Consider the following 26,577-nt stretch of genomic DNA (forward strand, 5'->3'; position numbering starts at 1 on the left):
CATGAATCGCGATAGGTCGCCGCCATGACCGTTGATGAGATCGACCATGACCTGAAATTGCTCGCCGAACAGGCGGGCGCGTTGGGGAATGAAGACGATGGGCCCGGACTGATCTTGCTGTCATCGGACACCTGGTGTCGGCCGGGATTCAAGCTTGGCCACGTGACCACCAACATCATCCGGGGCATTCGCTACCGCGCCATCCGGGTGTTCATCAGCAGCAAGTTCGAGGACAAGGTCCTTAGCCGCAGGGAAGCCTTGGCCTATGCGCCCGGCGCCTTCGAGCCCCTCGAGGCCAAGGCCGCCGCGGCCGGCGAGTAGCCGCAGGAGATCACGGGCCAGCGAGCGGCTTGTAGGGACGGCGTCGTTGATCCGGAGAAGATGCTCCGGCCCGCCTTCCGGCGGGCCTCTCGCGCCTTCGGCATAGGGAGACCGGCCGGCGGTCACGCTCGGTCCCGCGGCTTTCGCCGCTCCCTCGGGCGCGACGCCTGCGGGCAGGCCTTGGCCTGCCGCCGGCCGCTCGACGCCGCCTCCCGCCCCGCGCATGCGCGGGGCTCCTGTGCAGGCTTCATTTTGCGAAAGGGCGGCCCTTGGCCGCGTGGCTTGGGGCTCCGCCCCTGGCGCACTTCGGATCGGCTTCCGCCCAGCTTCGGGCGGGACGCGACAGATCGGCCAGAAGGCCAGTCGACGCCCTGCAGCCGGGTCCCCGCGAAGCCGCCCCTCCGTTTGCACCTCCGGTCTCGCCGACGGGCAAGGGTTCATGCTGAACCCCTGTTTGAAGGCTTGAAAGATGGAACGAGACAAGGACCCGCTGAACCCTCGCATCTATGTCGCCTGCCTGGCGGCCTATAATCAGGGTGAGCTGCATGGCGCCTGGATCGATGTCGATGATGACGCCGACGCCGTGCGCGAGGCGATCAGCGCCATGCTCGCGGCCTCGCCCGTGGCGGGGGCGGAGGAATACGCCATTCACGATGAGGAGGATTTCGGGGCCGTGGAGATCGCCGAATACGCCAGCATCGATCGCGTGGTTGAGATCGCCGTGTTCCTGCGCGAACGGGGCAAGCTGGGCGGCCTTGTGCTCAATCACCTCGACGGGGACGTCGGGGCGGCCGAGCGCGCCTTGGACGAGCAGTACCATGGCGTCTTCGAACGGCTGTTCGACTACTGCCAGGAGCTTACCGAGGAGACCGTCGCCGTTCCGCAGGTCCTGCAATACTACATCGACTATGAAGCGATGGCCCGCGATGCGGAGATGAGCGGAGACATCTTCACCATCCAGACCGCCCGCGATGAAATCCACGTGTTTGGGGCACGCTAGAGCATCGCGCGGAAAAGTGGCCGCCGGTTTTCCGCAAAAGCGATGCGACAGCAAAAACTAGAGCAAGCCGGGCGATTCCGACATCGCGCGGCCTGCTCTAGCCTGGACGCCCCAGGACCAGCGCCAGGGCGAGGCTGGCCGCGAGCACGGCCAGGGTCAGCAGTCCGGCCCACCCGGCGGGGGTGAGCAGACGCGCGGTCGGTCGATGGCGAGGGGGCATGACGGCAATCTAGAGCATCGCGCGGAAAAGTGGACGCCGGTTTTCTGCAAAAGCGATGCGGCAGCAAAATCCAGAGCAGGCCGGGCGATTCCAACATCGCACGGCTTGCTCCAGAGCTTGGGCGCGCCAGGCGACAGGCGATCCTGCGCGCCTTTCCAGCCGCGCCCGCGCGGCCGATCCTTTGGGATCGGCCGCGTTCGCTTCACAGGCTCCGCCCGGCTGGGCGATCAATCGTCGTCGGGAATGCAGGTGCCCGCATCGAGCACCTCCCACTGAGCCCTCTGCCATTCGTCCGCCGCCGCCGCCAGGGCCAGGCGGGCCTTGGCGATCCAAGTTGGGTCGGCGAGCGGTTCCTGGGCCAGGGCGCGCAGGCCATCGGGCGTGACGTCGGGCGCAAGCGGGGGCGGGGCCTGGGGCGGGGAGGCGGCGAAAGCGGACGCGCGGTGTTCCAGGCGAAGGGGCGGGCGGTCCTTGGAGCGGTCGATCGGCCAGGTTTCCCAGATCTTGGCTTCGTCCACGCCCTGGGCTCGGGCCGCATGGCGTTGGACCTGGTCCATCAACTGCGGATCGAGCGCCGGCGCCTTCCATCCGGCCGCGGCCTGCAATCGCAGGAACGGCTCTGGATGCAGCAGCATCGTGTAGAGCCGATCGACGATCTGCATCATCAGGCCCTTCATCTCCTCCTGGGAGATGCGCGAGACGTCGGCCCAGGCGATCTGGCCAAACGGCGTGACGACCGCAACGTCGCCATAGTCGCCGGCGGCGCTGCCTGGGAACACCCCCGCGTGCAGCTCCTCCAGTTGGGAATTGCGCACGGCCGTCTCGGCAAGGGCCAGGGCCAGGCCGGCGCGCAAGGCCTCTTCGGTCAATTGGGGCTCGTCGGGCATGCGGTCGGATCCAGGCCTTTCGCCATCATCGCCCGCCCGGCGGCGCGCGCCAAGCCCGCAGCCTGGGGCCAGCCCGATCCTACAGGGCGCGAGGGTCGGCTATTTCCATTGTCCCCGGCCGGCGCGGCGCGCCTCGTCCTCGGCCTTGGCGTAGGCCCCCTTGCTGTAGCGGCGATATTCCGTGGTCAAGCCGGAGCGGATCAGGGCGGCGTTGACGTCGGGGCTGGTGTCGGACCAGCAGCGCCCGACAAAGCGGCGATAGCGATCGCGGGCGACGAAGCGGCATCCGACCCGCCCCCGCGTCAGCCGGATGAGTTCGTCACGCGCTTGGTAAGCGAAGGGCTCGGCCGGCTGGGCCCCGCGCCGCACCTCGGGCGCATCCACGCCAAACAGGCGCACGCGCTCGGAACCACAGCGCAGGGTGTCGCCGTCATGCACGTTGGGCGCCGTGCAGGCGATGATGAGGGCGGAGATCAGGGCAAGGCTCATCGCGCCGCGGTAGGCGGCCAGGTCTTGGCGAGTCAAGACTTGGACGCGGCCTGTCGCCCTCGCGCCGGCGGCGTATCGATCGAGCCCGCGAGCATCGCCGTCATCAAGTCAGCCTTTCGGCGCGGCGGCCGCTGCGCGATTCCGCTTATGTCGGGAAGCCGCCAAGCCTCGAAGGCGTCGCCCCGTGCGGGTCATGATCTCTCTGGCGCAGAGGCGGGCCTTTGGCCCGCATAAGGCCATCGCGCTGCGCGCGATGACTCTTTTGAAAAATCCTTTCTCCAAAAAGGGGGGTGGGCGACGCGCCCTTCTAGGCCCGCCATGGACGGCGGCAACCGGCCTGCGGCCGGTCCTCCACTGCGTTTCGGCCCTTCGGGTGCCTCCGTCCATGGCGGGCCTCTCCGGTCGCTCATCGCCGCCCACCCCCCTTTCCGGCGAAAGGACGCGGGGTTTTGGGGCGGGGATGGAGGCCACCTCATGCGCTCTTCCCGTTCAGGCCGCAGGTCAGCGGTCAAGCTTGGGTCAAGGACCCCCGCCGCTGCGCCGGCGGCTCGGCCGGGGGGCGCTGCCCCGGCCTCCGTTGTAGTGGTCGGGGCTGGGCCCGACCCGGAGCGCGCGCGGGTCAGCCTCTATGACGAGGTCACCGGCCGGATCATCGCCGAGCTGGCGGCCGGGCATGCGCCCTGGGTCAAGCCCTGGGGGCGGGTCGGGGGAACCGGGCCGGGTCTTCCGCGCAACGCCACCACCGGGCGGACCTATTCGGGCGTCAACATCCTGCTTTTGTGGGGGGCGGTCATCGAGCACGGCTATGGCGCGCAGGACTGGCTGACCTTCCGCCAAGCCCAGAAGGCGGGCGGGCAGGTGCGGCGGGGCGAGCGCGGCACGAGCGTGGTCTTCGCCGACAAGTTCACGCCCAAGGCCGAGCAGGAAAGGGCGGCCCGCGACGGCGACGCGCCCGGCGCCGTGCCTTTCCTCAAGCGCTTCACGGTCTTCAATGTCGAGCAGTGCGAGGGGCTGGAGGCTCTGGCGGCGGCGCCCGTCCCCTTGCCCGAGCGCCAGATCGTTCCGCACGTCGAGGCCTTGATCGCCGCGACCCGCGCCGATTTTCGGATCGGCGGCGACAAGGCCTATTACGCCCCGGCCCTGGACTATGTCCGCGTGCCGCCGCAACCGGCCTTCCGCCACCAGATCGACTATTATCGCACCGCCCTGCACGAGCTGTCGCACTGGACGGGCCATTCTTCCCGGCTGAACCGCGACCAGACCGGCCGCTTCGGCTCCAAGCCCTACGGGTTTGAGGAACTGGTCGCCGAGCTGTCGGCCGCCTTTACCTGCGCCGCCCTGGGGGTGGTCCCCACGGTGCGTCACGCCGACTATCTGGGCGCCTGGCTGGAAATCCTGCGCGAGGACAACCGCGCCATCTTCCGCGCCGCCTCCAAGGCCAGCAAGGCGGCCGACTACCTGCTGGCCTTCGGACCGGATCAGGCGGCGAGCGTGGCGCTCGCCTCCGGGAGCGCCTCTGGGGTCGTTTCAGGATCGACTTGCGTGGTCCAAGCCGATGCGGCGACCTTTGGGCGGATCCAGATCGAACGCCTGGACGCGGCGGCGGAGGTCGCCGCATGAGCCCGCCCCTGATCCCCGATCCGATCATGAGCCAGTTGATCGCCAACGGCGCGGCCGAGGTGGAAGGCGATCCGGTCCCGCCGCTGAAGCTCTTCAACCCCGTGGGGCCCGGCCGCTGGCTGATCACCGAGATCATGCCCGATGGCGACACCCTGTTTGGGCTCTGCGACCTGGACATGGGCTTTCCCGAGCTTGGTTCTGTGAGCCTGGACGAGATCGAGGCCATCGCCCTGCCGCACGGCCTTCGAATCGAGCGGGACCGTCACTTCGTCGGTCACGTGCCTCTGTCGATATGGGCGCGGCTGGCCCAGCGGCTGGGTTCGATCTCCGCCGCCGAAGGTCGCGTGCGCCTGATGCGCATCCAGGCCAAGGACGGCCCAACCTGAGTCTTTTTCGCCCTTCCGTGCGCCGGGCTCAAGGCCCGGCGCCGGACGACCCGCGCCAATCCCGGCGCATCCCGGTCCCGTCCCAAGCCCAGGCAGCAAGCGGGACGGGACCGGTTCACCCCTGGAGACCAGGAGCAACCCCCATGAGACTCTCCCACGCCGATCCGCGCAAGATGACCCTTTCGCGCCTGAACATGCACTATGACGAACCCGAGCCCGACATCTGCGACATCATCGGCTCGGTGCGAAAGCACGGCGTGCTGGAAACCCTGCTGGTTCGAGAGACGTTGCAGGACGGCGCCGTCGTGCCCGAGCATTTCGAGGTCGTGGCCGGACGTCGCCGCTGGGTCGCCGCCCTGGCCGCCGGGGCCGAGGGGATCGAGATCGATCCCGTGCCGATCGGCATCCTGGAGCCCGGCGACGACGCCGCCGCCCTGGAAATCTCCCTGATCGAGAACATGGGCCGCCTGCCGCCCGGCGAGGTGGCCTGCTGGGAGACCTTCGTGCGCCTGATCCGCCAGGGCCGCACGCCCGAGCAACTGGCCGCCACCTTCGGCAAGACCGAGGCGGTCATCCATCGCATTTTGGCGTTGGGCAATCTCTTGCCGCGTATCCGCAAGCTCTATCGCCGCGAAGAGATCGACGTGGCCACGGTCCGCCAGCTGACCTTGGCCAGCAAGGGCCAGCAAAAGGACTGGCTCAAGCTCTACGACGACCCGGCCCAGCGCGAGCCGCGCGGCGCTCAGCTGAAGGCCTGGCTGTTCGGCGGCGAAGCGATCCCGACCCGTCTGGCGATCTTCGCCCTGGACGACTATCCCGGCGCCATCATCGCCGACCTGTTCGGGGAAGAGGCCTACTTCACCGACGCGGCCCTGTTCTGGACCCACCAGAACAGCGCCGTGGCCGCCAAGGCGCAGGCCCTGCGCGCCGAGGGCTGGGCTGAGGTCGAGGTGCTGGAGGTCGGCCAGACCTTCTACAGCTATCACTACGTCAAGACCCCCAAGGCCAAGGGCGGCAAGGTGATCATCGGTGTCAGCCGCCGGGGCGAGGTGACGATCAACGAAGGCTGGCTGACCGCCAAGGAAGCCCGGCGCGCCGAAGCCGCCGCGCGCAAGGCTGTGGTCGGCGCGGACGGCAAGTCCGAGCCCGACCTTGGGGGTAAGGCCGAGCGTTCGGAGGTCACCGCCGCCCAGCAGGCCTATATCGACCTGCACCGCCGGGCCGCCGTTCGCGCCGTCCTGACCGACCATCTCGACGTCGCCTTGCGACTGCTGGTCGCCCACGCGGTGGCCGGGTCGCGCTATTGGCGTCTGGAGGCCGACCCTCTGGGCGCCGGATCGCAAGCCGCCGCCGACAGCCTCGCGGTCAGCCCCGGCGAGACGATCTTCGCGGCCAGACAGTCAGAAGCCATCGGCCTGCTGGGTCTGGTGGCCGGGGGCGCGCTGGTCGAACGGGATTACACAGGCGGGGCGGCGGCGGTGTTCGCGCGCCTGCTTTGCCTCACCGACGCCCAGGTCCTGGCCGTGGCGGCGGTGGTCCTGGGCGAGACCCTGGCGGCCGGCGGGGCCGAGGTCGAGGCGGCTGGAACCTATCTGCAGGTCGACATGGGCGAGTTCTGGAGCCCCGACGAGGCGTTCTTCGACGGCATCAAGGACCGCGAGACCATCAACGCCATGCTCAAGGAGGTGGGCGGCAGGAGGGTGGCGGACGGCAATGTCAGCGAGAAGGTCCGGACCCAAAAGACCATCCTGCGCGACCTCCTGGCCGGAACCAACGACCGGCCCAAGGTCGAGCGCTGGACGCCCAGGTGGCTGACCTTCCCGGCCCAGGCCTACACCCGTCGCCCGTTCGCCACGGCGGCGCGGTCCAAGGTCGTCGCGCCTCTGCTGCGTCGGGTGCGCCCGCCGGTGGAGGGGCCGTCCACACCGGGCGCGGTCCCGGCCGAGCCTGAACCGACCTGCGGCGCCGAGGCCGTCGCCGCCCAATAGAGTCGGCATCGAAGTCACCAACCTTGCGGCCCCCGTCCTGCGCGGGGGTCTTTTTTGCGCGGCGGGCCGGCGCCGGGCTTGCGGACGGGGGCGTTGTCCCGCTCCGCGCCCGCGCTTAGAGCCGATCGCCCTAGTCGGGCGGGACCTCGATCAGGGCGAAGCTGTCGTCCTCGGGACCGGCGTCGGCGATCGGCGTCAGCCGAACCACCACGGTCCAGGGCGCCAGGTCGGGGTAGTCGAGCGCCAGATGAACGACCTCGTCCTGGTCTTGCGCCTGGACCGTCGTCCAGCCGCGTCCGATCTGCCGCCCCTCGCAGAAGGCCACAGGGTCGGGCCGATCCAGCTCAGCGCTGCCCAGGACGGACAGGATGTTGATGTCAGGCCACCCCTGGGGGGTGACGAGGCGGCCCAAGGAGCCGCCGTAGACATTGCAGGCGACCTAACCTCTCGACGTCATGGGGCGCTGCCTTGCTGCGCGCCGGGGAGGCCTCCCGGACAGACTGACCCTATGGGCGGACCCCGCCGCCCGGAACCGTCGCGGACGCTGTTTTTTCCCCGCCGCCCCTTCCCAGGAGGGCGGCTCCTCGCGGGCGCTGCGCGCTCAAAAAACACCGCCGCTCGGGTCCGCCGCTTTGCTCTGGCCCTGCGGGTCCGGGCCTCGAAATCCGCCCATGCGGGCAGCCATCCGGGGAATCCTCCCCGGCGCGCAGCAAGGCAGCACCCCATGACCCCGATCGGCTATCTCTCCTACAATATCTACGGCGGCTTCTTTGGTCACCTCATCACCCCCGAGGGGTGGCCCGACATCAACATCCTGCTCGCCCTGGGCAGCGCCGACCTGGACCGTCCCGACTATGTGGTCTTCTGCGACGGGCAGGAGATCGGACGCGGCTGGACGACGGTCCAGGCGCAAGACCAGGACGAGGTCGTTCATCTGGCGCTCGACTACCCCGACCTGGCGCCCTGGACCGTGGTGGTTCGGCTGACGCCGATCGCCGATGCCGGTCCCGAGGACTACACCCTCGCCCTGATCGAGGTCCCGCCCGACTAGGGCGATCGGCTGGCGCCGGTCGCCCGTCGGCGCGAGAGCGCCGCCGACCAGGCCGCCGGCCAAGCGGTCTGTTCGGCGCGGGCCGCGGATCGGTGGAACGGGTCCTGGAATTTGGTCTCCTTCGCGCCAAGCCCCGCGCCTTGCGGCGCGAGGGCGGCGGGACCTTAGTCCTCCGGGTTCCAGATCAGGACGAAGACATCGTCGTCGTCCTGTCCGGCGGCGCGACCTCGCTTGAGCTTGAGGCCGCGCGACATGATCGAGATGGCCAGGGTCAGGCCGATCTATTCGTCGCCCGAGATCTGGCCGATGTTGAGCCAGCCCCCATCCAGATCCACGCCGCTCGACAGCACGCGGGAGTCGGGATGGACGGACCAGGCCTTGCCCGGCACAGGGCGATCTGGATGCCGCAGCGCACATGGAGGGCGGGCAGACAGCCCTTGAAAGCGCAGGTCTCAGGGCTGCGGGTGACATTGCCAAGACAAGCCTGGCGGCGGTCCTTGTCTGCGAACCGTCAGGTCTCGATCCCCGGACGATGGCTTGACCCCTATGGGCGTCCACCCCGCCCCACAAACCGTCGCGTCCGGCTTTTTTCCCCGCCGCCCCTTTTCCTGAAGGAGCGGGGACGGCTCCTCGCGGCGCTGCGCTGCAAAAAAGACCGGCCGCTCGGGTCCTTCGCTGGCGCTGCGGCCCTTCGGGTTGGGGGCGGGGCGGCCGCCCATCACGGGGCGCCTGTCGCCGGGGATCGGCCCCGACGGATCACAGACAAGGACCACCACCATGGCTTCTCTCGGCAATGTCACCCGCAGCCCTGAAACCGGCGCCTTCAAAGGCAATCTGCGCACCCTCCATGTCCGTTGCGACATCGAGATCGTGCCCGTGCCGGACAAGGCCTCGCCCGCCCATCCCGACTACCGCGTGCTGTCGGGCGGCGTGGACCTGGGCGGGGGCTGGCTCAACATCGGCCAGATCTCGGGCAACGAATATATCGGCCTGACCCTGGCCCATCCCGACCTTGGCCCGCGCGCTCTCAAGCTCAAGCTGGGGCGCGCCGCCGGACAGGACGACGACGATGTCTTCGCCCTGATCTGGAACCCGGAGGACTAAGGTCCCGCCGCCCCCGCGCCGCAAGGCGCGGGGGCTTTGGCGCGAAGGAGATCAAGGTCCAGGACCCGTTCCGCCGATCCGCGGCCCGCGCCGAACAGACCTCTTGCGACAGCTTGCGCCCCGCCTTGCGGCCTCGGTCGACGCCGGGCGCCCGGTGGTCGTCATCATCGCATAGGGGGGGTGTATGCGATTTTGGGCATATGCCCATTCTATGCGAGAATTCGCATATTCCATCTTTATGCGCTTTCGGGCATAAGACGAGGCGGAGGTCCCGTCATGTCCCTGATCGCACGTTCCCCCAAGCAGATCGGCTCGATCATCCAGAACCTGCGCCAGCGCCGGGGCCTGACCCAGGGCCAGCTGGCGCAGCTGGCTGGCGCGCGTCAGGAGATGGTCTCGATCATCGAGCGCGGTCATCCCGGCGCCAAGCTCTCCTTGATCTTCGACCTCTTGGCCGCGCTGGACCTGGAGCTGAGCCTGCAGCCGCGCTCCAAGGCGGCGGCCACCGAGGTCGCGGACATCTTCTGATGGCGCGCCGCAAGACCCACGCCCCGCTGCAGGTGCTGCTGAACAACCGACGGCTGGGCCGGCTGGAGAAGGAGGCCAGCGGGGCGGTCTTCTTCCAATACGACGAGGCCTGGCTTGATTGGGAGCACACCTTTCCGGTGTCGCTGTCCTTGCCCTTGCGGCCCGCGCCCTATCGCGGCGAGCGCGTCTCGACCGTGTTCGACAACCTGCTGCCCGACGATCTGGCGGTGCGTCGCATCGTCGCCGAGCGCACCGGCGCGGCCGGGACCGACGCCTACAGCCTGCTCGAGCAGATCGGCCGCGACTGCGTGGGGGCTTTGCAGTTCCTGCCCGAGGGCCTGGAGCTGGACGCCGCCGCCCCCGTCGCCGGTGAGCCGCTCAGCGACGCACAGATCGAGACCATCCTGGCCAATCTGGCCCGCGCGCCCCTGGGCCTGGATCTTGAGCAGGAATTTCGGATCTCCGTGGCCGGAGCCCAGGAAAAGACCGCCTTGCTGTGGCATGACGGCCGCTGGAAGCGTCCGACCGGCGCTACCCCCACCACCCACATCCTCAAACCCCAGCTGGGCCAGATCCCCACCCCGTTCGGGATGGTCGATCTCTCCAACAGCGTCCAGAACGAGCACTATTGCCTCAAGCTTATCGAGGGCTTTGGCTTGCCGGTGGCCAACACCCGCATCGAGCAGTTCGGGGCGCGAACGGTGCTGGTGGTCGAGCGCTTCGACCGCCATTGGCGCGAGGATGGACGGCTGCTGCGCCTGCCGCAGGAGGACCTTTGCCAGGCCCTGTCCGCGCCGCCCAGCCGCAAGTACCAGAACCAGGGCGGTCCGGGCGCGCTCGACATCCTGGACCTGCTCAAGGCCTCCGACGAGCCCCAGGCCGACCAGGCCGCCTTCCTCAAGAGCCAGATCGTCTTTTGGCTGATCGGCGCCACCGACGGCCACGCCAAGAACTTCAGCCTGTTCCTGCGCCCGGGCGGGCGGTTCAAGCTGACGCCCTTGTACGACGTCCTCAGCGCCCAGCCGGCCTTCGACGCCAAGGCCATTCCGCACAACAAATACACCCTGGCCATGTCGGCCGGCGCGCGCCGCCACTACAAGATCCTCGACATCCACGGCCGCCACTTCGCCCAGACCGCGCGAGAAGCAGGGCTGCGCGGCGCGCTGCTCAAGGCGGTGATCGACGAGGTGGCGGCCCTGGCGGCCACCGCGCCGCAGCGGGCCCTGGCCCTGATGCCGGCCGGATTCCACGAAGAGATCCATGCCAGCATCAAGGCCGCGATCGACCAGCGCCTGCCGCGGCTGGCCTCGGCCTTCGAGACGTGAAGCGATGATCGGCAGGGCCGGGGCGGCCCCCAGGTCAGGCGCCCTCAGGTCAGGCGCCCTCAGGTCAGGCGGCCCCAGGTGAGGAGAAAGCGCCGGCGGGGAGTGGGTCGCCAAGCCCCTCGTCGCCGTCGTCGAACAGGGCGTAGCGCAGGGGCGGGTAGCTCGCGCCCGGTTCCAGCTCGCCTGGCGCCTGCTGGGAGCCGGCCAGATGCACCAGCAGCTCGTTCATCCCCTGCGACACCGCATAGGTCCAGGCCCTATGGCCGCAATCGGCCTGGCGGCTGATGTCCTGCGCCAACTCCAGGCAAAACAGCGTCCGCCCGCCGTCCGGATCGCGGCGGGCGAAGGCGAACAGGCCGCCGCCGCGCACGAACCGGCCGTCATGGTGGTAGAGGCTCATGAACCGGACCCCGTCGATCACCACGCTGTCGTCCGCCATCACCCGCCTCCCGCGCCCTTGATCCTCAACCAAGAACAAAAATAGAACGCTTTCCACACCCGAGTCGAATCCGTTCGCGGGCGAGGGCAGGGGCGGGCGCCGGTTGTTTGCCGCAGGGTGTTTCCCGTCGATCGGCTTTCCGGGTGGGTTGAGCGGTCAAAATCCTTGCCGCACAACCCTTTGGCGCGATCCGGACAGACGCCCCCATCGCCCGCCAGGCGTCTTCGTCGCAGTCCGCGCAAAGCCAGGCCGCCCATCGCCGCTCCCCCCGGCGAGGTCGGCCGCGGCGGTCCGGCGCGACGGTTCCCCCCGCCCTCGCCCGGACCGCCGTTCTGGCGCTTCCCACCCACGCGGCGGGCCGGAGCTTGCATCATGTCGGTCATCGGTCATTTCCGCCGCGAGGGCGACGGGTTCACCGGGCGCATTGCGACCCTGGGTCTGAGCGCGCTGTTGCGGCTGGCGCCCGCGGCCCGCGTCTCGGCCAAGGGGCCTGACTACATCGTCCTGGTCGGCGACGGCGACGGGGAGAGCGAGGTCGGGGGCGCCTGGCGGGCCGGCGACGCCAGCGGCGCCCTGCTCAACATCAAGCTGGATGATCCCTCCTGGCCCGAGCCGATCAATGTCCGGCTGATGGCGGCCGAAAACGGCGTCCTGCCGCTGACCTGGATCCGCAAGAGTGATCCCCCCGAAAAGCCCCCCGCCCCGGCGCCGGACTAGGCGCGGCCCATGCGAGCGGCAGGACGCGGACTAGCCACGGGTCCTGCCGCCGTCGTCAGGATTCTCCGCGTCGGCCGGGTCGGGCGGGTCGGGCGGCGCCTCATAGCTCTCGATGATGGCCCGCTCCATATAGTCCTCGCTGTTGGCGTCCTGCCGGGCGAAGAGCTTGAGAACCTCGTCGCGGATGAACCGAAAGCCCGAGACCAGCAGGGCCGCAGGCACCCGCGACAGGCGCGGCCCAACGTCGGTGTAGAGGTCGCGCATCACGATGAAGAACGCCGTGGCCATCTTGTTGTCCATCAGCAGCACGGGCAATTCCGGCCAGCCAAAATGAATGGCCAGCAGGATGGCCACCGCGTCCGACCGCGTGGCCTTGGCGAACAATCGCACCTTGTCGAAATCGAAGGCGCGCCGCCCCGCTTCGAAATCCTGGTAGGTCCGCAAGGCCACGCCCATGCCGGCGGCGATCTGCGCGGCGGTCATGTTGCGTTCCTTGCGGATCATCTTGACGATCTGGGAGAGCAGTCTGGCCTGGCGCGCCAAGGGCGCTTTGGGTGAGGCGGCCATGCGACGCTCCGAACCGAAACAACTGCAGGTACAATAGGCCAGCGCCCGCTCGCCCTCGCAAACGGTTTTGGAAGACCCGGTCTGCGGAGCCGGACAGATCGCGCCCGCGAAGCCTCTGATGACGGCGTTCGGGCGCAAACTGCCCGGCGCCTGCGCGCTAAGCCGCAACGATCGGGGATTTGACCGGCAACGATCCGGGGGGCGCGGAGTGATTGGTTGCCGGTCGGATCGGTTATCCACAGCCATTGACCAGCGCCTGCGCCGCGATTCCGCCGCGCCATCGACGGCCTGCGTCCGCGCGCGGGACAGTCCTGGCTTCATCGGGGGAGACCTGACGTGGGCCGAGACCGCGACCCTTTCGACCGCACCTTGCAGACCTTGCGCGAGCGCCTGGCCAGGAGCGGCCCCCTGCAGGGCGCGCCGCTGGCGGTCAATGGGCTGGCCGCCGAGTTCGGGGTCAGCCAGACGCCGGTGCGCGAGGTCCTGGCCCGCCTGGCCGGCGAGGGGCTGATCGTCCATACCCTGGCCGGCTATGCGGGCGTCACCCACGGGCGCGAGAGCCTGGCCGACCTCTATGGCCTGGCCGAGATCCTGGCCGGGGCGGCGGTGGCGGGCGCGTCGCCGGCCCTGGCTTCGGCGGGGGCCCGGTCGGACCTGGACGCCTTCGACCAGGCCCTGGCGTCGGGCGCCAACCGCGCCGTCGCCGCGGCCCTGGACCGGGCGCGGGCCCAACTGGCGCCGTTCGGCCAGGCCGAGCGGCTGGTGTTGGGCGACCAGGATCGGACGGCGTTCAACGCCGCCGCCGCCCGCGGGGCCGGGCCGGCGGTCCTGGCCGCCCAGGCCCGCCGCTATTTTCGCCGCCGCGCGCGGCGGGCGGGCGATATCCTGGCCCGGGCCCTGGGTCTGGCCTGAGCCGGATCGGCGCGAATATAGATTTGAATATACGACCCTGGGGTCGCCTCCTTGATGGGCCGCAATTTGCGGCTGTCAACGACCACAGGAGGTCATCATGAACCGCACCACCACCCTGACGCTGATCCGCTTCGGCTCGGCCAAGCGCCTGACCCAGGCTTCGCAGATCAGCGGCCTGCAGGAATCGGTCGATCCCAGCGACCGCTACACGCCCGCCGGCTGAAGGCGCTCGCGGCGCGACGCCGACGCGCCGGCGCGCCGGCGTCGCGTTCGACCCCGCCTTGATCCTCAAGACCCTCAAACCCTCCAAACCAGGAGACCCGCCATGAGCCTTACCACCCTTGCGCCGCGGTTGATCCGTTTGGGATCGGCCAAGGTCCTGACCCAGGCGGCCATGCCGTTTGGTGATCTGGAGCCGCAGGACCCCACCGATCGCTGGAACCCCTGAGCGCTCGCCGGCGGCGCACGCCGCCGGCGACTTGCCTGCCCCGAAAGACTCGTCCATGCGGCTTTGGCTCGCCCCCCACATCCACGCCGTGGCCATCGAGGACGAGATCGTCTTCCTCGACGTCGCCGCCGACGCCTATTTCTGCCTGGTCCAGGCGGCCCGCCACCTGGCGCTGGAGGAGGGCGGCGGGGTGAGCGCCAGCCACCCGGCCGCCACCCGCGACCTGCTGGCGGCCGGGGTCCTGGTCGCCGCCGACCCGAAGGTTTTTCGCCGCCGCGTCCCGCCGCTGGCGCGGGATCTGGACGCGGTGTCGGCCCGCCCGGCGCGGGGCGGCCTGCTGACCGCCCTGGCCGCCAACCAGCGTGCGGCCCGGGCGGTCGCGGACCTGCCGCTGGCCCAGATCCTCGCCCTGGCTGGACCGGGCCAGGCCGCGGCGCTGGAACCGCCGTCCGACCAGGTCCTGGCCCAGGCCGCCGGGTTCGGGCGCCTGGCGCCCTGGCTTCCCAGGGACGGTCTTTGCCTGATGCGCAGCCTGCAGCAGCGATTGTTCCTGGCCGCGCGCGGCGCGGCGGTCGCCTGGGTGTTTGGCGTGCGCACCTGGCCGTTCCAGGCCCACTGCTGGCTGCAGGCCGGCGACCTGGTGCTCGACGACAGCCTGGCTCACGCCCGCGGCTTCTCGCCGATCCTGGTGGTGTGACCATGCGCGACTACCTGGTGATCGAAAGCCGGCCGGGCGACGGACCCGCCGAGCGGGTCGCTGCCGAGACGCGCCTCTTGCAAACCGGCCAATGGCGCAAGGTCGCAGAGCGCGCCGCCTTCTCGGTCTATCTGGAGACAGACCGTCCGCCGGCCTACCGGCACCTGCCGGGCGTGGCCGGGGCGCTGATCGGCGATGTGTTCGACGCCCAGGCCGCGCGCGAGGGGATCGGTCGCGACCTGGAGCTGACGGGCTTTGGGACCGACCCGGAGTTCATCGCCGAGCGGCTGGTGGCCCAGGCCCATGGCCGCTATGTCGCCATCCTGTCGGACCCCGGCGGCCAGGCCAGGGTGCTGCGCGATCCGTTGGGCGTGATGGAGGCGATCGGCTGGCGGCGCGGGGGCTTGCGCTTTGTCGGCTCGCGCCTGCCGGACCTGCGCGCCCTGTGGCCCGCGGACCTGGCCATCGACTGGACCAAGATCGCCGCCATTCTGCGCCAGAAGAACCTGGCCAGCCACCTGTGCCCGTTGGTCGGCGTGGTCGGTTTCGAGCCGGGGGTGTTGTCCGACCCCGAGGGCGGCGGGCCGCGGCTGTGGTCGCCGGCCGAGCTGGCCGCCCGGGCCGACCGCCGCGCCTGGCCGCCGCCTGACCCGCAGGCGTTGCGCTGCGTGGTCGATGCGGTGATCGCCGCCTGGGCCTATGGCCGCCAGGGCGTCTTTTGCGAGATCTCCGGCGGCCTGGACTCGGCGATCGTCGCCACGAGTCTGGCCCGTTGCGGCGCGCCGATCGCCTATGGCCTCAACCACAGCTTCCCCCAGGCCGAGGCCGATGAGCGCGCCTATGCGCAGCGGGTCGCCGCGGCGGCCGGCGCGCCCTTGGTGGTGGTCCAGCGCCAGACCCTGGTCCTGACGCCGGACAAGCTGGCGGCCGGGGCCGGCGGACCGCGTCCCAATTTCGTCGGCGGCGACCCCGATCATGACGCCGACCTGGCCGCGCGGCTGGCCGGGGACGACCTGGCGGCGATGTTCACCGGCCGCGGCGGCGACGCGGTGCTCTACCAAAGCCCGACCCCGGCCCTGGCCCGCGAGCTCCTGCGGCTGGGGACCGGCGGGGTGGGCCGGATCGAGGGCCTGCTGACCCTGGCCCGCCGCAACCATTCCACCGTCTGGTCCCTGCTGGCGCGAGGCCTGGCGCGACAGGACCTGACGGTCGGGGCCGGCGTGGCCGAGCTCCTGTCGCCCCAGGCCCTGGCGGCGCCGATCCTCCAGCACCCGTGGCTGGAGGCGGCGCGCGGTCTTCGCCCCGCCCGCCAGGCCCAGATCCTGGGGCTGGTCAACAATCTCAGCGCCTTTCGCGAAAGCCGGCGTCATCGGGCCGGGGACGTCATCGACCCGTTGCTCAGCCAGCCGGTGGTGGAGCTGTGCCTGAGCGTTCCGACCGCGCGCCTGGCGATCGGCCCGCGGGATCGGCCGTTCGCCCGCGCCGCCTTCGCCGATCGGCTGCCGCCGGCCATCCTGGCGCGCAGCGACAAGGGCAATCTGTCGACCTTCTTCGCGCGCAGCCTGGCCGCCAGTTTGGAGACCTTGCGGCCCTACCTGCTTGATGGCCGGCTGGCGGGGGCGGGGCTGCTGGACCGCGACCGGCTGGACGCCATCCTCGCGCCCGAGCAGCTGATCTGGACCAACCTGGCTTCGGAGATCTTCATCCTGCTGGCCCTGGAGGCCTGGACGCGGGTCTGGTCCGAGCGCATCGACCAGGGCTTCGCCGATCCTGACCCTGGCCCGGTCTCTGATCCTGTCTCTGGCCCGGTCCTGGACCCGACCCCGGCTCCGATCCCGACTATGGCGAGCCCGCCGCCTGAGCCGGGCCGATGGTCTGGTCCAGCAGCTTGAAAATCCGCTGGTGCTCGTCGCGGACATTGGCCGGCGATTGGATCACGTGGCCCTCGTTGCGATAGGTCACCAACACCGCGTCCTTGTCTTGCCGGTAGAGGGCGAAGAACAGCGATTGGGGCTGGCTCAGCTCCTTGTCGTTGTCGCCATAGAGGATGAGCACGGGGGCGACGATCTTGTCGGCGTGGATGATCGGGCTGTTGCGCAGATAGAGCTGCGGGTCCTTCCAGGGCGGCACGCCCATCCGGGCCTGGCCGCTTTCGTGCCAGCCGGTGGAGGCGGCGATCGGCAGGCCGCCCTCGGGCACGACATTGAGGAACGGGCCGATGCGGCCATAGGCGCTGATCAGGTTGACGGTCGGCGCGCCGGTGATCACCGCCTTGAACCGCGGGCTTTGCGCGGCCGCCGCCACGGCCGCGTAGCCGCCGTAGCTGTGACCCCAGATCGCCACCCGCCGGCCGTCGACCAGGCCCTGGGCGTCGGCGGCGTCGACCGCCGCCAGCATCTGGTCGGCCAGGCCCTCGATCGGCTCCTTGCCGGTCCGATAGGGCATGGCCGGGACCAGGGCGGCGTAGCCCGCCGCCGCCAGGATCTGGGCGTTGCCGGTCAGGCGCAGGGCGCCGGGGGCCTGGCTGGCGGGCGCGGCTTGCGGGGCCTCGCCGGGATAGGGCAGGACGACGACCGGCGGTCGCGCGCCCGTTGCGCCGATCGGCGGATGGGGCGGCAGGTAGAGCCAGCTGACCAGGGGCTCGCCGTCGACGCCGGCATGGCGAACCGCGATCGGCGCCGCGAAATCCACGCTCGCCAGCGCCGCATTGACGCTCACCAGGACCTTTCGGGCATGGCTGGGCCGAGATAGCTCCACGCGCGTCACGCCATGCGGGTCGGTCCGCACCTCGATCACCGCGCCGCGCGCCAACAGGCGGGCCTGCACGCCTTGCGGCGCCGCGGGCAGGGCGGGCGTCACCGGACCCGCCCAGGGCCTTGCCGGGCGGGGGCCGCGGCCGACCAGCGCCAGGTCCTCCAGGGCCGGGACGAAGCTGAAGACGCCGCGGAAGCCCGGCGGCCGCTGGGCCGTGGACACCACCCGGTCGGCGCTGACGCCCCAGGGGCGCGCGCCGCCTGGGTCCAGCCGCCAGACCTGGCCCCCCATCGCTGCCGCCCAGGCGCTGTCGGACGCGCCCAGGACCGTCGGGACGGCGGCAAGCGGGCCGGTCAGATTGCGCCAACGCCCCTGGTCCTGGCGGTAATAGTCCGCCCGTCCGCCGTCGGCGGGCCGGGCCAGCACGACCGGCGCCCCGCGTAGCCAGCCGCCGCGTACCACCCCGGCCTTGTCGAAGGTCTCCTCCAGCACCGGTTGCAGGGGGCCAAGGTCCAGCGGGCCGGCTTGGCCGTCGATCCCGACCCGCCAGAAGCCGCCTTGGGCGAGCGCCCGGTCGCCCTGGCGCGCATAGACCAGCAGCGCGCGGCTGTCGGGCGACCAGGCCAGGAAACGCGGCGCCAGGTCGGCGTCCGGGCAGGGGTCCGACGATCGGCCGCTGGCCAGGTCGACCAGGCGCAGGCGATGGACCCGCATGTCCGAGCCGCTGGTGGTCGGCTCAGGCCCCGTCAGCTGCAGCGGCTCGCCGTCGATCACCGCGGCGACCGTGCGCGCGTCCGGCGCCAGGGCGAAGTCGGAGACGTCGCCGGCCGCCAGCAGGGTCTGACGGCCGGTCGCCAGATCGATCCTGACCAGGCCGACCGACGGTGCGCGCGGCGTCTGATCGGCAAACCGGCCGCTGCCCAGCACCGTGGCGGCCAGTTCGCCCCGGGCGCTGGCCGCCCACAGCTGGGCCAGCCGCTCCTGCGCCTGAAAGCCGACGGCGAACTGGAAGTCTGGCCAGTCGGGCGGGCGCGCGGCCGCCAAGAGTTCGTCCTCGCCGCGCCAGGCGATGCTGGGGCCCCAGATCGGCTGGCGCGGGCTGACGCCCAGCCAGCGGGCCCGCCCGGTCTCCAGCTCCACCACCCCCAGCTCGAAGGCATGGCCGCTCAGCCGGCCGACCGCCAGGCGCCGCCCGCCAGGTGAGACGCCGAGGCTGACATAGCCAGGACCAGACGGCAGGTCGAGGCGTTGCTCGCGCGCGCCGGCGGCCAGGTCGAAGACCTGGATCCGGCCCAGGCCCAGTCGCGTATGGACGTCCAGGTCATAGCGCGGCGCGCGGTCCCAGCGCTCATAGCGCTGGACCACCAGCCAGCGCCGGGTCGGGTCCAGGCGCACCTCGCCCAGCTGCTCCAGGGCCAGCAGCCGCTCGACGGTGAAGGGGGCGGCGGTCGCCGCCGTGGGAGACGCTGCCAAAGGGCAGATCAGCGCGCAGCCGACCGCCAGCGCCGCGAAGCGTCGCATGGTTCAAGCTCCTGTGTGAGATGGAGGGCTCGGGCCGCTACCAGGCCTTGGTCAGCTGCAGGGTGACCATCCGCCCCAGCGGATCGGCGTTGGCCGGGTCGTAGCCGATGGCCAGCGGGTTGTCGTAGAAGGGCGGGGCGCTGTCGAAGAGGTTCTGGACATTGAGCGTCCAGGCCAGGCCCTCCACGCCCAGCACCCGGGACCGCGGCTGCAGGCGAAGCTGCAGGTCCACCGTGTTCCAGGGGGCCACGCGCCGGCCGGTCTCGGCGTAGCTGTCGCCGACGTGGCTGAGGCCCGTGGTCACCGAGGCGGGGCCGTGGGTCCAGGTCGCCGAGACCCGCGCCCGCAGGTCGGCCGGGTAGCCGGCCTGGTCGGCCAGCTGGGTCGCCGCGGCCGTCGGGGTGACCTTGCGTTCATAGCGGGTCAGCCAGGACAGCGAGGCGTTCAAGGTCAGCGGGTCGCCCCGCAGCGTGGTCGCATAGGCGCCGGTCAGATCCACGCCGCGCACGTCCAGGCTGCCGGTGTTGACGTTGCGGGCCTCGACGATCGCCCCATAGGTGTCGACGCCATAGAGCCCCGTGCCCAGGGCGCGCGGATCATTGACCAGAGCCAGCACCTGGGCGCGGTCGCTGGGATTGGTGGCGGGGGCCACGAAGGTCCGGAACGGCGCGAACTCCGGCGAGGTCAGGGCCAGGGCCAAGGAACTGAGCACCGGCGAGCCGATGCGGCCCTTGAACAGGGTGCGGTAGACCGACAGCCCGACCGTGAGCCCCGGATGGTCGACGGGGCTGTAGGTCAGGCCGGCCGTCCAGGACCGCGCCGTCTCCGGCTTGAGGTCGGGATTGCCGCCCTGCAGCAGCAGGACCGGCGTCTGGCCGCCGTTATAGGGCAGGATGGTCGGGGCGATGACGAACGGCGAATTGAGCTCGGGCAGGGCCGGGGCCCGGAACGAGGTGCCGTAGCTGGCCTTGAAGGTCAGGCTGCGGCTGGGCGCCCAGATCACCCCGATCTTGGGATCGCGGGTCGAGCCGACATCGTCATAGTTCTCGATGCGCCCTGCCAGCGACACCTCCAGGCGTTCGACCAGCGGGCGCGCGTTGTCGCTGCTGACGAGCGGCGCGTTCAGTTCGGCATAGACGCTGCGCACCTGGCGGTCGAACACCCGCCGGGTCTTGGCCGTGGGGGCGTAGCCGCTCAGATAGCTGATCCCGTTGGTGCGCAGGCGCTCGTCGCGCACCTGGCCGCCCACCGCCAGGCGCAGGGCGCCGCCCGGCAGAGACAGCAAGGGGCCGTCGAAGGCCAGGTTGGCCGAGCGGGTCTCGCTGCGGGTCTTGGAGACGTCCAGGCCCGACAGCACGAAGTCCAGCACCGCGGCCCGGTTGGACCCGACGCCGATGAACGGATTGAAATAGCCGTCGCGGGCTGCGCTGAAGCTCGACAGCGGGCTGTCGGGCGACAGGCCCGCAGCCTCGCTCAGCTTGGTGGCGTTGAGCAGGCCAGACCCCAGGCTGGTCCCCAGCTCCTGGGCGAAGGCGCCATAGAGGTTGGCGTTCCAGCCGGCCGGCAGGGCGATGTCCGCGCCCAGACTGGCGCCGAGGCTCTCGGAGCGGACGGCGTTGAGCGTGCCGCCGCGCTCGTTGAGGAACGAATAGGCGACGCGCTCGGAGGCCTGGCCGGTCGGCGACACATAGTAGGGATTGGCCCGCGTCACCGTCAGGTTGGTCACGGCCGCGGCGTTGCGCGCCGACAGGTCGCGGCGCGAATAGCGCAGGTCCGCCGACAGATCGACCGCGCCCAGCCGCTGGTCGGCGGCGATCAGGGCGCTGTGACGGGTGGAACGCGGCAGGATGTCGTAGGCCGCGCGCTGGTTCTCGGCGTTGAACGTTCCGGCCACGAAGTCGCCAGGCGCAAGATGGGTTCCGTCCTGGCCGGCCGGCACGGCGTAGGCGGCGACGAAGGCGCCCGCCGCGTTCAGGCGCAGGATATTGGCCGGCTGGCTGAAGGTGGTCCGCCGCCGGTCCGTGCCGCCCAGGCCGCGCAGGTCGGCGTTGCCGGCATAGTCCCGATCAAGGCCATGGAGCCGCTGGTTGTGGGTGTATTCGTAAGCCGCCAGCACATGGCCGCCGTCCCAGCCATGGCCCAAGGCCTGGCCAAACTGGTAGCGGCTATAGCCGCCCCGCGTCGCGGTCGAGGCCAGGGCCCGGGTGTCGCCGCCCTCAAGGTCGGTGCGCAGGCGGATATTGACCACCCCGCCCACCGCGTCGGCGCCATAGAGGGCCGAGGCGCCGTCCAGCAGGACCTCGACCCGGCCGACCGCGGCATAGGGGATGGCGGCGATGTCGGCGAAGTCGCCATAGGTTCCCGCCCCGGCCATGCGCCGACCGTTGACCAGCACCAGGGTGGCGTCGGCCCCAAGCCCGCGCAGGTCCAGCCCGCTGCCGCGGGTCATGTTGGTGCCGTTGGGATCGGCGCCCGTGGCGACGCTGTCTTCGCTGTCGGTGCCGCCGAACGCCTGGGGCAGGGCGGTGAGCGCCTCGGCGACGCTGGTGTAGCCGGCCCGGTCGATGTCCTCGCGGCCCAGGACGACCACCGGCGAGGCGCCGTCCTTGACGCCGCGGATGTGGGTGCCCACGACGACCTCCGAGACCATCACCGGATCGGCCGGCTGCGGCGAGGCCTGGGCCGGCAGGTCGGTCGGCGGCGCGGCCAGGCCCTCGGCGCCGCCCGTGCTCACCGCGATCCTGGCCGGCCGCAGCACCAGCACGCCGGGCCGCACCTGGTCGATGGCGACATGGCTGCCGGCCAGCAGGCGCTCAAGCGCCTGGCGGGCTGTGAACCGGCCCTGCAGCGCCGGGGCCTGCAGGTTGGCGACCAGCGCGGTTTCGAACAGGATCTTGACGTCGGCCTGGCTGGCCAGGCTGACCAGGGACTGGTGCATCGGCCCGGGCGGCAGGGTGATGGCCACCATCGGCTCGGCCGCTCGGGCGCTGGCGGGCGACAGCCCGGCCACCGCCAGAACGCTCAGCGATACGCCGCTCAACAGTCCCATGGATACGCGCGTCATCTTTCACTTCCCCCGCCACCGGCGGGGCAGGATCGAGATGATCCGCGCCTGGGCCGTCGGTGGTCGGGGGTGAGACGTCCGGGCCGACGTCGAGGGACAGCGTCCTCGTGAAAAATTTATGACGTCAAGACGCGGCCGGGTTTTGCGGCCGCAATTCGATGTCGCCGCTCGCGCGCGGGACGGATTTGAGGCCGTAGAGCGACGAGACCGCCGCGATGAAATCGGCGTTGTCGCCGGCGGTGAACACGCCGGAGACCCGGCGTGCGGCGGGCGCACGCTCGCCCAGGATGATCTTGTCGCGGCTGTAGCGGTTGAGCTCGGCGACCGCGTCGGCCAGCGTGACGTCCTCGAACGTCACCTTGCCGGAGGTCCAGCTGGTGGCCGTCGAGACATCGATGGGCGCGGGCGCGGCGCTGGCCGGGGTGGCCGGCGCCAGGGCCAGGATCTGGCCCGGCTTGAGGCGCCAGGGCGCGCTGCGCACCGCGTGATCGGTGATCTCGACGCTGCCGTGGGCGAGCACGACCCGCACCTCCGAGCCCAGCCGCCGCACGTCGAAACGCGTCCCGAGCGCGCGCACCTGGGCGGCGCCGGCCGTGACGATGAACGGCCGCTGCGGGTTATGCGCCACTTCGAACAGCGCCTGGCCCCGCAGCAGCTCGATGCGCCGCTCGCCGGCCCCGTAGCGGACCCGCACGGCGCTGTCGGTGTTGAGCTGGACGCGCGAGCCGTCCTCGAGCGTCGCGCTGAAGGTCTGGCCGACGCCGGTCGAATAGGTCGGCAGGCGCAGCGTCAGGCCCACCGCCACGGCCGCCACGAGACCGGCGGCGGCGAGCGCGCCGATCATCAGTCGGGACCGGCTGCGGGGCGCGATTTGGCGCGCGCGTCGCGCGGCGCCGCGCGCCAGCGCCTGGTCCGCGGCTTGGCGCAGGTCAGGATCGTCCCGCATCATCGCCATGGCGCGCTTGATGTCGTCCAGCCGCTCATATTCGGCCCAATTGTCAGGGTCCGCGCGCCAGGCCGAGAACGCCTCAAGCTCCTCGGTCTCATGCGGGGGCGTGCCCAGCCTGTCCAACCAGTCCGCCGCCTCGCGCGTGATCCGTGCGGAACTCTTACGGTCTTTGATCATGACGCGCGCCGCCTCAGTCCCGCATGGCCGCCGCCACCCTGATCGAGGCTCGGCGCATCCGGTCCTTCACAGTGCGCTCGGTGAGTCCCAGCTGCAACGCGCTCTCCCGATGCGTCAGGCCGTTGATGTGGCTCAGCACGAAAACATCGCGCAACTCTGGCGGCAGTGCCAGCACGATCTGCTTGAGGGTCAGCTCATACTCTTGCGACGCGGCGGTCGAGGACGACTGGAACGCTTCGCCGTCGATGAGTTGATCCTCCTCGCGCCTTTGCCGTCGCAGCCGATCGATCGCCAGGTTGTTGGCCACCTGCATCAGGAAGGCCTTGGGATGGCGCACTTCGCCTGCGGCGTCGTGCATCGCCGTGCGCAGATAGGCTTCCTGCGCCAGGTCGTCGGCCATGTCGCCATAACGCTTGCGCAGCACCCGGCGAAACCAGGTGTCGTAGCGCCGAAACAGCGACTCGACGGCGAGGCTGAGGTCGGGGCGCACGGGCGCGGGGGAGAAGAAGCCATCCATTGGACGATCCACCAGAGATTGCCCCACAGAGTCCTACATGGAATCCACCTTGAAAAGGTGCATTGAAAATAAAAGACACCTTTTCATGGCCTGTCGCCGCGATGGCGCTCGCGGATCATCTCCCACTGTTGCGTAGTCAGGCTTCAGGGGCGCATGTCGACACTGGAAGAGCAGTTCGGTGCGTTGGTCCGTTATCATCGAAAGCGCACCGGCTTGAGCCAAGCTCAACTGGCTGAGCGCATCGATCGTCAACCCAATGCGGTACAACGGCTGGAGAACGGCGAGACCGCCCCTACGTTCGATACCGTCGTGCGCTTGGCGCAAGCGTTGGACGTTGATGTCTGGGAGCTATTCAATAGCGGTGGCTATGCGGCAAGAGGCGGGCGAAGTGACCCGCTAGCTTCGATCTTCAAACAACTTGTCGGGCTCAAGGAGATTGATCTCCAGAACCTGCAGGAGCTGATCGCGGTAGCTCTGAAGATGCGAAGATAACGTTGCACGTAATCGCGCAATGGTTCTGACCCGTCGGGCCGATGTGTTGCGTATCGGCGTTGAATTGGTTGCCGCTAACCCCACGGTTCGCCGCGTAATGCGCGGGAAAAGTATGCTGCTTCGCACTTCTTGATGCGTTGCAAGAACTCCTCTGCCGCCATCGCAGCATGGCCGCCCCGCACGCCACTACGGGCTCGGATCGGCCGCCGCGCGACAGCAGCGGCGGCGGCTGGCGCGCATTTCTTGGCTTCACGACGCCGGGCCTGTGCTGGGAGTTTCTGCGCCGCAATCCAGCCTACCGCGAGCACTTCGGGGATCTGGCGCGCGGCATGGATGTCCTGGACCATCGGTGGGGCCTCAGCGTGCCGGCCGATCCAGACCTGTCGGCCGACGGAGCCCGTGTCGTATGGCGCGCCGACGTCGCGCCGGGTCTTGTCGTAGCGATGGAGCGCCGCGCGTTCGGCCGACCGAAGGCTCTGCCGCCTACGATGTTGGAACCGGTCGTCGGCGAAGACGGGCTCCACATTCGTTTCCCGAGCGGGCTGCAGGTGCAGTTGCGTGGCGAAGCCACGCCGGCCGGACCGCTCGTTGTCGTTCTCGCCTATGACGCCGACTTCAATCTTCGTGTGCGCGCGGTCGACGCGCTGCGGCGCGCGGCGTTGACCGATGAGCCGCCGAGATCCCGCCTGAGCGCTGAGCAAAAAGCGCGCCTGGCCCGCAGCCTGTTCGCGCTCGACGCCGCCCAGGAGTCGCAGAGCTACCGCGAGATCGCCGCTGGCCTGTTTGGCGAGGACGAGATCGACGCCTCCGGTTTCAAGACCTCTTCGCTGCGCGACGTCACCATTCGCCTGGTGCGCCGGGGCCGCAGCCTGATGGCGGGCGGCTATCTGAAGCTGCTGAAGGCCGGGTTCTAGGGTGGCGACGTCCGCTCAGGGCTGTCTTCGCCATCCCTGACCCTGCCGATCAGGCGCCAGGCTTTTCCTCGGCCGCCGCCCGATGTCGGGAGCTTTCCGGCGGCTTTCGAGGATCAGAGCATGTCGCCAAACGACCTGTCGGCCTCCGAGCGCCTGTTGCTGGCGCCCGAGGCGGCCAAACATCTGCGCATTTCCGAGCGAACCCTGGCCAAGCACCGCTGCTACGGTACAGGCCCCGTCTACCGAAAGAACGGCGGCCGGATCGTCTACACCTTGCCCGACCTGGAGGCCTGGTCGCGCCGGGGCGAGCGTCGCTCCACCAGCGACGAGAGCGCGGTGGTGACGCCGCCGGCCAAGCAGCATGCCGCCCTCGCGCCGGCCTACCTGCGGCGGCAGGGCGATGTCTGAGCGGGAAGACGGCGGCCTTACCCGCGTCGAACTGCTGTTCCTGAACGAACGGATCGAGCGTTCGATCCGGTTTGGACGGCCGATCGCCGAACAGGTCCAGGATCGGCGGCGGCGCACGGTGATGTTCGCGCCGGGTGCGGTCTTCGCCTTCGTCCGCTGGCGGGCCGGGGACTTCGGTACGGTCGACTCCCGCATCGCCGTGCTGCGCGCCGTCGGAGCTGGAATGCCGTTCACGACCTATCCGGAGGTGTCGCCCGGCGCTGAGATCCTGCTCGATGTCGCCGGCTCGACCAAGGTTCAGGCCGTCTTCGAGGCGATCGACGGCGTCGAACGGATCGGCGTGCGGCCAGAACTCGCCGCGCCGGACTATTGGCGCCATGTCGGCGCGCGCGTGGGCGTTGGCCTGCAACCACGCCCCTATTTGCGCCGCCGCCATCGCGCCTGGCTTCTGCGCCGGTCATTCCTGTCATGAGCACCGCCAGAAAGCTGTCCTTGGCCGGTGTGGCCGCCGCCAGTTGCCTGCTCCTTGGCCTGGGCGATCGCGATCGTTTGGCGCCCAGGGTTCTGTTCAACACCACGGCCAGCGCGCCGGTGGGGTTCTATGTCCTGGCTCCCGGGCGACCGGTTGTCGGCGAATGGGTGGCCATCCTGCCGCCGCGCGACTTGGCCCATTGGATGGCCTATCGACGCTATCTGCCGGCGAACGTGCCGCTCTTGAAGCAGGTCGCCGCGGCGCCTGGCCAGCGGGTGTGCGGGCGTGACGGCGTCCTTTCGGTTGATGGGGCGCCGATCGCGCGCATGCGGCCCCATGATCGATGGGGCAGGGCGCTTGGGCCCTTCGTCGGCTGCCATCGCCTGTCGGACGCCGAGGTCCTGCTCGTCAACCGCCGGGCTCCAGACAGTCTCGACAGCCGCTACTTTGGCCCCCTTCCAGTCCGCGGTCTTGTCGGCCGCGCTCGTCCCCTGTGGACGTGGGACGCCCGGTGATGAGCGCGTCCCATGTCCTTTCCTGGCTTGGTCGGTTTGCCGGTCCTTTCGTCGTCCCGATCCAGATCGCGTCGGTGGTCGCGCCAAGCCGGGGT

30 protein-coding genes are annotated in these 26,577 nt (G+C 70.3%); 20 read left to right on the plus strand and 10 right to left on the minus strand.

What is annotated here, in order from left to right; translation table 11 throughout:
* Positions 1-24: 24 nt before the first annotated feature.
* The gene (locus ACIPQB_RS05270) at positions 25-321 is read left to right on the plus strand and encodes a hypothetical protein (protein WP_446484165.1); all 297 of its coding nucleotides are present in this window, start codon (positions 25-27) and stop codon (positions 319-321) included.
* Between the two features lie 469 nt (positions 322-790).
* Positions 791-1,321, plus strand: coding sequence for an antirestriction protein ArdA (locus ACIPQB_RS05275; RefSeq protein ID WP_446484166.1), 531 nt, complete (start codon positions 791-793; stop codon positions 1,319-1,321).
* 97 nt (positions 1,322-1,418) lie between these two features.
* Here the strand turns inward: ACIPQB_RS05275 and ACIPQB_RS05280 are convergent, their stop codons facing one another.
* From ACIPQB_RS05280 to ACIPQB_RS05290, 3 genes are all read right to left on the minus strand, one after another.
* Positions 1,419-1,541 (minus strand): hypothetical protein, encoded by a 123-nt coding sequence (locus tag ACIPQB_RS05280; RefSeq protein ID WP_446484167.1) that lies wholly within the window; start codon positions 1,539-1,541, stop codon positions 1,419-1,421.
* A 227-nt stretch (positions 1,542-1,768) separates the two neighbouring features.
* Positions 1,769-2,428, minus strand: a complete 660-nt coding sequence (locus tag ACIPQB_RS05285; protein ID WP_446484168.1) for a hypothetical protein — start codon at positions 2,426-2,428, stop codon at positions 1,769-1,771.
* 99 nt (positions 2,429-2,527) lie between these two features.
* On the minus strand, positions 2,528-2,953 hold the full coding sequence (locus ACIPQB_RS05290) for a thermonuclease family protein (protein WP_446484169.1): 426 nt from the start codon (positions 2,951-2,953) through the stop codon (positions 2,528-2,530).
* Between the two features lie 546 nt (positions 2,954-3,499).
* On the opposite strand from ACIPQB_RS05290, the gene ACIPQB_RS05295 reads away from it, so the two are divergent.
* From ACIPQB_RS05295 to ACIPQB_RS05305, 3 genes are all read left to right on the plus strand, one after another.
* Positions 3,500-4,537 (plus strand): ArdC family protein, encoded by a 1,038-nt coding sequence (locus ACIPQB_RS05295; RefSeq protein WP_446484170.1) that lies wholly within the window; start codon positions 3,500-3,502, stop codon positions 4,535-4,537.
* Positions 4,534-4,923, plus strand: a complete 390-nt coding sequence (locus tag ACIPQB_RS05300; protein WP_446484171.1) for a DUF2958 domain-containing protein — start codon at positions 4,534-4,536, stop codon at positions 4,921-4,923. The genes ACIPQB_RS05295 and ACIPQB_RS05300 overlap by 4 nt, the downstream gene beginning before the upstream one ends.
* A 143-nt stretch (positions 4,924-5,066) precedes the next feature.
* Entirely contained in the window at positions 5,067-6,911 is a 1,845-nt protein-coding gene (locus ACIPQB_RS05305) for a ParB/RepB/Spo0J family partition protein (protein ID WP_446484172.1), read from the plus strand.
* Positions 6,912-7,041: 130 nt separating this feature from the next.
* Here the strand turns inward: ACIPQB_RS05305 and ACIPQB_RS05310 are convergent, their stop codons facing one another.
* Positions 7,042-7,323 carry a hypothetical protein gene (locus tag ACIPQB_RS05310; protein ID WP_446484173.1) on the minus strand — a complete coding sequence of 94 codons (282 nt, stop codon included), beginning with the start codon at positions 7,321-7,323 and terminating at the stop codon, positions 7,042-7,044.
* A 312-nt stretch (positions 7,324-7,635) separates the two neighbouring features.
* On the opposite strand from ACIPQB_RS05310, the gene ACIPQB_RS05315 reads away from it, so the two are divergent.
* From ACIPQB_RS05315 to ACIPQB_RS05330, 4 genes are all read left to right on the plus strand, one after another.
* The gene (locus tag ACIPQB_RS05315) at positions 7,636-7,962 is read left to right on the plus strand and encodes a DUF736 family protein (RefSeq protein ID WP_446484174.1); all 327 of its coding nucleotides are present in this window, start codon (positions 7,636-7,638) and stop codon (positions 7,960-7,962) included.
* Between the two features lie 777 nt (positions 7,963-8,739).
* Positions 8,740-9,066, plus strand: a complete 327-nt coding sequence (locus ACIPQB_RS05320) for a DUF736 domain-containing protein (RefSeq protein ID WP_446484175.1) — start codon at positions 8,740-8,742, stop codon at positions 9,064-9,066.
* Between the two features lie 276 nt (positions 9,067-9,342).
* Entirely contained in the window at positions 9,343-9,594 is a 252-nt protein-coding gene (locus ACIPQB_RS05325; protein WP_446484176.1) for a helix-turn-helix domain-containing protein, read from the plus strand.
* Entirely contained in the window at positions 9,594-10,919 is a 1,326-nt protein-coding gene (locus ACIPQB_RS05330; RefSeq protein ID WP_446484177.1) for a type II toxin-antitoxin system HipA family toxin, read from the plus strand. Before ACIPQB_RS05325 ends, ACIPQB_RS05330 begins: the two co-directional genes overlap by 1 nt.
* A gap of 64 nt (positions 10,920-10,983) precedes the next feature.
* Here the strand turns inward: ACIPQB_RS05330 and ACIPQB_RS05335 are convergent, their stop codons facing one another.
* Complete coding sequence (locus ACIPQB_RS05335) at positions 10,984-11,358, minus strand: hypothetical protein (RefSeq protein ID WP_446484178.1); 375 nt, start codon at positions 11,356-11,358, stop codon at positions 10,984-10,986.
* A 372-nt stretch (positions 11,359-11,730) separates the two neighbouring features.
* Here ACIPQB_RS05335 and ACIPQB_RS05340 point away from each other — a divergent pair, with 372 nt between their 5' ends.
* A complete protein-coding gene (locus tag ACIPQB_RS05340; protein WP_446484179.1) occupies positions 11,731-12,075 on the plus strand; it encodes a DUF736 domain-containing protein in 345 nt (114 codons plus the stop codon).
* Between the two features lie 30 nt (positions 12,076-12,105).
* Here the strand turns inward: ACIPQB_RS05340 and ACIPQB_RS05345 are convergent, their stop codons facing one another.
* Entirely contained in the window at positions 12,106-12,642 is a 537-nt protein-coding gene (locus ACIPQB_RS05345) for a helix-turn-helix domain-containing protein (RefSeq protein WP_446484180.1), read from the minus strand.
* Positions 12,643-12,978: 336 nt separating this feature from the next.
* Between ACIPQB_RS05345 and ACIPQB_RS05350 the strand changes: the two genes are divergently transcribed.
* The 5 genes from ACIPQB_RS05350 (at position 12,979) to ACIPQB_RS05370 (ending at position 16,591) form a co-directional block, all read left to right on the plus strand.
* Complete coding sequence (locus tag ACIPQB_RS05350) at positions 12,979-13,554, plus strand: GntR family transcriptional regulator (RefSeq protein ID WP_446484181.1); 576 nt, start codon at positions 12,979-12,981, stop codon at positions 13,552-13,554.
* A gap of 97 nt (positions 13,555-13,651) precedes the next feature.
* The gene (locus ACIPQB_RS05355) at positions 13,652-13,777 is read left to right on the plus strand and encodes a hypothetical protein (protein ID WP_446484182.1); all 126 of its coding nucleotides are present in this window, start codon (positions 13,652-13,654) and stop codon (positions 13,775-13,777) included.
* A gap of 102 nt (positions 13,778-13,879) precedes the next feature.
* Positions 13,880-14,002, plus strand: coding sequence for a hypothetical protein (locus ACIPQB_RS05360; RefSeq protein ID WP_446484183.1), 123 nt, complete (start codon positions 13,880-13,882; stop codon positions 14,000-14,002).
* A 55-nt stretch (positions 14,003-14,057) separates the two neighbouring features.
* Positions 14,058-14,699, plus strand: coding sequence for a lasso peptide biosynthesis B2 protein (locus tag ACIPQB_RS05365; RefSeq protein ID WP_446484184.1), 642 nt, complete (start codon positions 14,058-14,060; stop codon positions 14,697-14,699).
* Positions 14,700-14,701: 2 nt separating this feature from the next.
* Positions 14,702-16,591: an asparagine synthase-related protein gene (locus ACIPQB_RS05370; RefSeq protein WP_446484185.1), complete on the plus strand. Its 1,890-nt coding sequence runs from the start codon at positions 14,702-14,704 to the stop codon at positions 16,589-16,591.
* Here ACIPQB_RS05370 and ACIPQB_RS05375 read toward each other — a convergent pair.
* From ACIPQB_RS05375 to ACIPQB_RS05390, 4 genes are all read right to left on the minus strand, one after another.
* Positions 16,539-18,974: a prolyl oligopeptidase family serine peptidase gene (locus tag ACIPQB_RS05375; protein WP_446484186.1), complete on the minus strand. Its 2,436-nt coding sequence runs from the start codon at positions 18,972-18,974 to the stop codon at positions 16,539-16,541. The genes ACIPQB_RS05370 and ACIPQB_RS05375 overlap by 53 nt on opposite strands.
* 37 nt (positions 18,975-19,011) lie before the next feature.
* On the minus strand, positions 19,012-22,038 hold the full coding sequence (locus ACIPQB_RS05380) for a TonB-dependent receptor (protein ID WP_446484187.1): 3,027 nt from the start codon (positions 22,036-22,038) through the stop codon (positions 19,012-19,014).
* A gap of 124 nt (positions 22,039-22,162) precedes the next feature.
* Positions 22,163-23,164, minus strand: a complete 1,002-nt coding sequence (locus ACIPQB_RS05385) for a FecR family protein (RefSeq protein ID WP_446484188.1) — start codon at positions 23,162-23,164, stop codon at positions 22,163-22,165.
* A gap of 13 nt (positions 23,165-23,177) precedes the next feature.
* Entirely contained in the window at positions 23,178-23,681 is a 504-nt protein-coding gene (locus tag ACIPQB_RS05390; protein ID WP_446484189.1) for an RNA polymerase sigma factor, read from the minus strand.
* 153 nt (positions 23,682-23,834) lie between these two features.
* Between ACIPQB_RS05390 and ACIPQB_RS05395 the strand changes: the two genes are divergently transcribed.
* The 5 genes from ACIPQB_RS05395 (at position 23,835) to ACIPQB_RS05415 (ending at position 26,482) form a co-directional block, all read left to right on the plus strand.
* Positions 23,835-24,173 carry a helix-turn-helix domain-containing protein gene (locus tag ACIPQB_RS05395; protein ID WP_446484190.1) on the plus strand — a complete coding sequence of 113 codons (339 nt, stop codon included), beginning with the start codon at positions 23,835-23,837 and terminating at the stop codon, positions 24,171-24,173.
* Positions 24,174-24,340: 167 nt separating this feature from the next.
* Positions 24,341-25,087, plus strand: coding sequence for a DNA -binding domain-containing protein (locus ACIPQB_RS05400; protein WP_446484191.1), 747 nt, complete (start codon positions 24,341-24,343; stop codon positions 25,085-25,087).
* 120 nt (positions 25,088-25,207) lie between these two features.
* Positions 25,208-25,495, plus strand: a complete 288-nt coding sequence (locus tag ACIPQB_RS05405) for a helix-turn-helix transcriptional regulator (protein ID WP_446484192.1) — start codon at positions 25,208-25,210, stop codon at positions 25,493-25,495.
* Positions 25,488-25,967 (plus strand): DUF2840 domain-containing protein, encoded by a 480-nt coding sequence (locus tag ACIPQB_RS05410; RefSeq protein ID WP_446484193.1) that lies wholly within the window; start codon positions 25,488-25,490, stop codon positions 25,965-25,967. The genes ACIPQB_RS05405 and ACIPQB_RS05410 overlap by 8 nt, the downstream gene beginning before the upstream one ends.
* Positions 25,968-25,996: 29 nt before the next feature.
* Complete coding sequence (locus tag ACIPQB_RS05415; RefSeq protein WP_446484729.1) at positions 25,997-26,482, plus strand: S26 family signal peptidase; 486 nt, start codon at positions 25,997-25,999, stop codon at positions 26,480-26,482.
* Positions 26,483-26,577: the final 95 nt, after the last annotated feature.

It is taken from the genome of Caulobacter sp. LARHSG274 (assembly GCF_052871235.1).

Coding starts and splice junctions, on each gene's coding strand:
- ACIPQB_RS05300 (WP_446484171.1), top strand. CDS start 4,534: ATGAGCCCGCCCCTGATCCCCGATCCGATCATGAGCCAGTTGATCGCC.
- ACIPQB_RS05375 (WP_446484186.1), bottom strand. CDS start 18,974: ATGCGACGCTTCGCGGCGCTGGCGGTCGGCTGCGCGCTGATCTGCCCT.
- ACIPQB_RS05285 (WP_446484168.1), bottom strand. CDS start 2,428: ATGCCCGACGAGCCCCAATTGACCGAAGAGGCCTTGCGCGCCGGCCTG.
- ACIPQB_RS05400 (WP_446484191.1), top strand. CDS start 24,341: ATGGCCGCCCCGCACGCCACTACGGGCTCGGATCGGCCGCCGCGCGAC.
- ACIPQB_RS05275 (WP_446484166.1), top strand. CDS start 791: ATGGAACGAGACAAGGACCCGCTGAACCCTCGCATCTATGTCGCCTGC.
- ACIPQB_RS05365 (WP_446484184.1), top strand. CDS start 14,058: ATGCGGCTTTGGCTCGCCCCCCACATCCACGCCGTGGCCATCGAGGAC.
- ACIPQB_RS05360 (WP_446484183.1), top strand. CDS start 13,880: ATGAGCCTTACCACCCTTGCGCCGCGGTTGATCCGTTTGGGATCGGCC.
- ACIPQB_RS05280 (WP_446484167.1), bottom strand. CDS start 1,541: ATGCCCCCTCGCCATCGACCGACCGCGCGTCTGCTCACCCCCGCCGGG.
- ACIPQB_RS05390 (WP_446484189.1), bottom strand. CDS start 23,681: ATGGATGGCTTCTTCTCCCCCGCGCCCGTGCGCCCCGACCTCAGCCTC.
- ACIPQB_RS05410 (WP_446484193.1), top strand. CDS start 25,488: ATGTCTGAGCGGGAAGACGGCGGCCTTACCCGCGTCGAACTGCTGTTC.
- ACIPQB_RS05385 (WP_446484188.1), bottom strand. CDS start 23,164: ATGATCAAAGACCGTAAGAGTTCCGCACGGATCACGCGCGAGGCGGCG.
- ACIPQB_RS05330 (WP_446484177.1), top strand. CDS start 9,594: ATGGCGCGCCGCAAGACCCACGCCCCGCTGCAGGTGCTGCTGAACAAC.
- ACIPQB_RS05335 (WP_446484178.1), bottom strand. CDS start 11,358: ATGGCGGACGACAGCGTGGTGATCGACGGGGTCCGGTTCATGAGCCTC.
- ACIPQB_RS05315 (WP_446484174.1), top strand. CDS start 7,636: ATGACCCCGATCGGCTATCTCTCCTACAATATCTACGGCGGCTTCTTT.
- ACIPQB_RS05355 (WP_446484182.1), top strand. CDS start 13,652: ATGAACCGCACCACCACCCTGACGCTGATCCGCTTCGGCTCGGCCAAG.
- ACIPQB_RS05345 (WP_446484180.1), bottom strand. CDS start 12,642: ATGGCCGCCTCACCCAAAGCGCCCTTGGCGCGCCAGGCCAGACTGCTC.
- ACIPQB_RS05380 (WP_446484187.1), bottom strand. CDS start 22,038: ATGACGCGCGTATCCATGGGACTGTTGAGCGGCGTATCGCTGAGCGTT.
- ACIPQB_RS05270 (WP_446484165.1), top strand. CDS start 25: ATGACCGTTGATGAGATCGACCATGACCTGAAATTGCTCGCCGAACAG.
- ACIPQB_RS05370 (WP_446484185.1), top strand. CDS start 14,702: ATGCGCGACTACCTGGTGATCGAAAGCCGGCCGGGCGACGGACCCGCC.
- ACIPQB_RS05325 (WP_446484176.1), top strand. CDS start 9,343: ATGTCCCTGATCGCACGTTCCCCCAAGCAGATCGGCTCGATCATCCAG.
- ACIPQB_RS05395 (WP_446484190.1), top strand. CDS start 23,835: ATGTCGACACTGGAAGAGCAGTTCGGTGCGTTGGTCCGTTATCATCGA.
- ACIPQB_RS05320 (WP_446484175.1), top strand. CDS start 8,740: ATGGCTTCTCTCGGCAATGTCACCCGCAGCCCTGAAACCGGCGCCTTC.
- ACIPQB_RS05340 (WP_446484179.1), top strand. CDS start 11,731: ATGTCGGTCATCGGTCATTTCCGCCGCGAGGGCGACGGGTTCACCGGG.
- ACIPQB_RS05305 (WP_446484172.1), top strand. CDS start 5,067: ATGAGACTCTCCCACGCCGATCCGCGCAAGATGACCCTTTCGCGCCTG.
- ACIPQB_RS05405 (WP_446484192.1), top strand. CDS start 25,208: ATGTCGCCAAACGACCTGTCGGCCTCCGAGCGCCTGTTGCTGGCGCCC.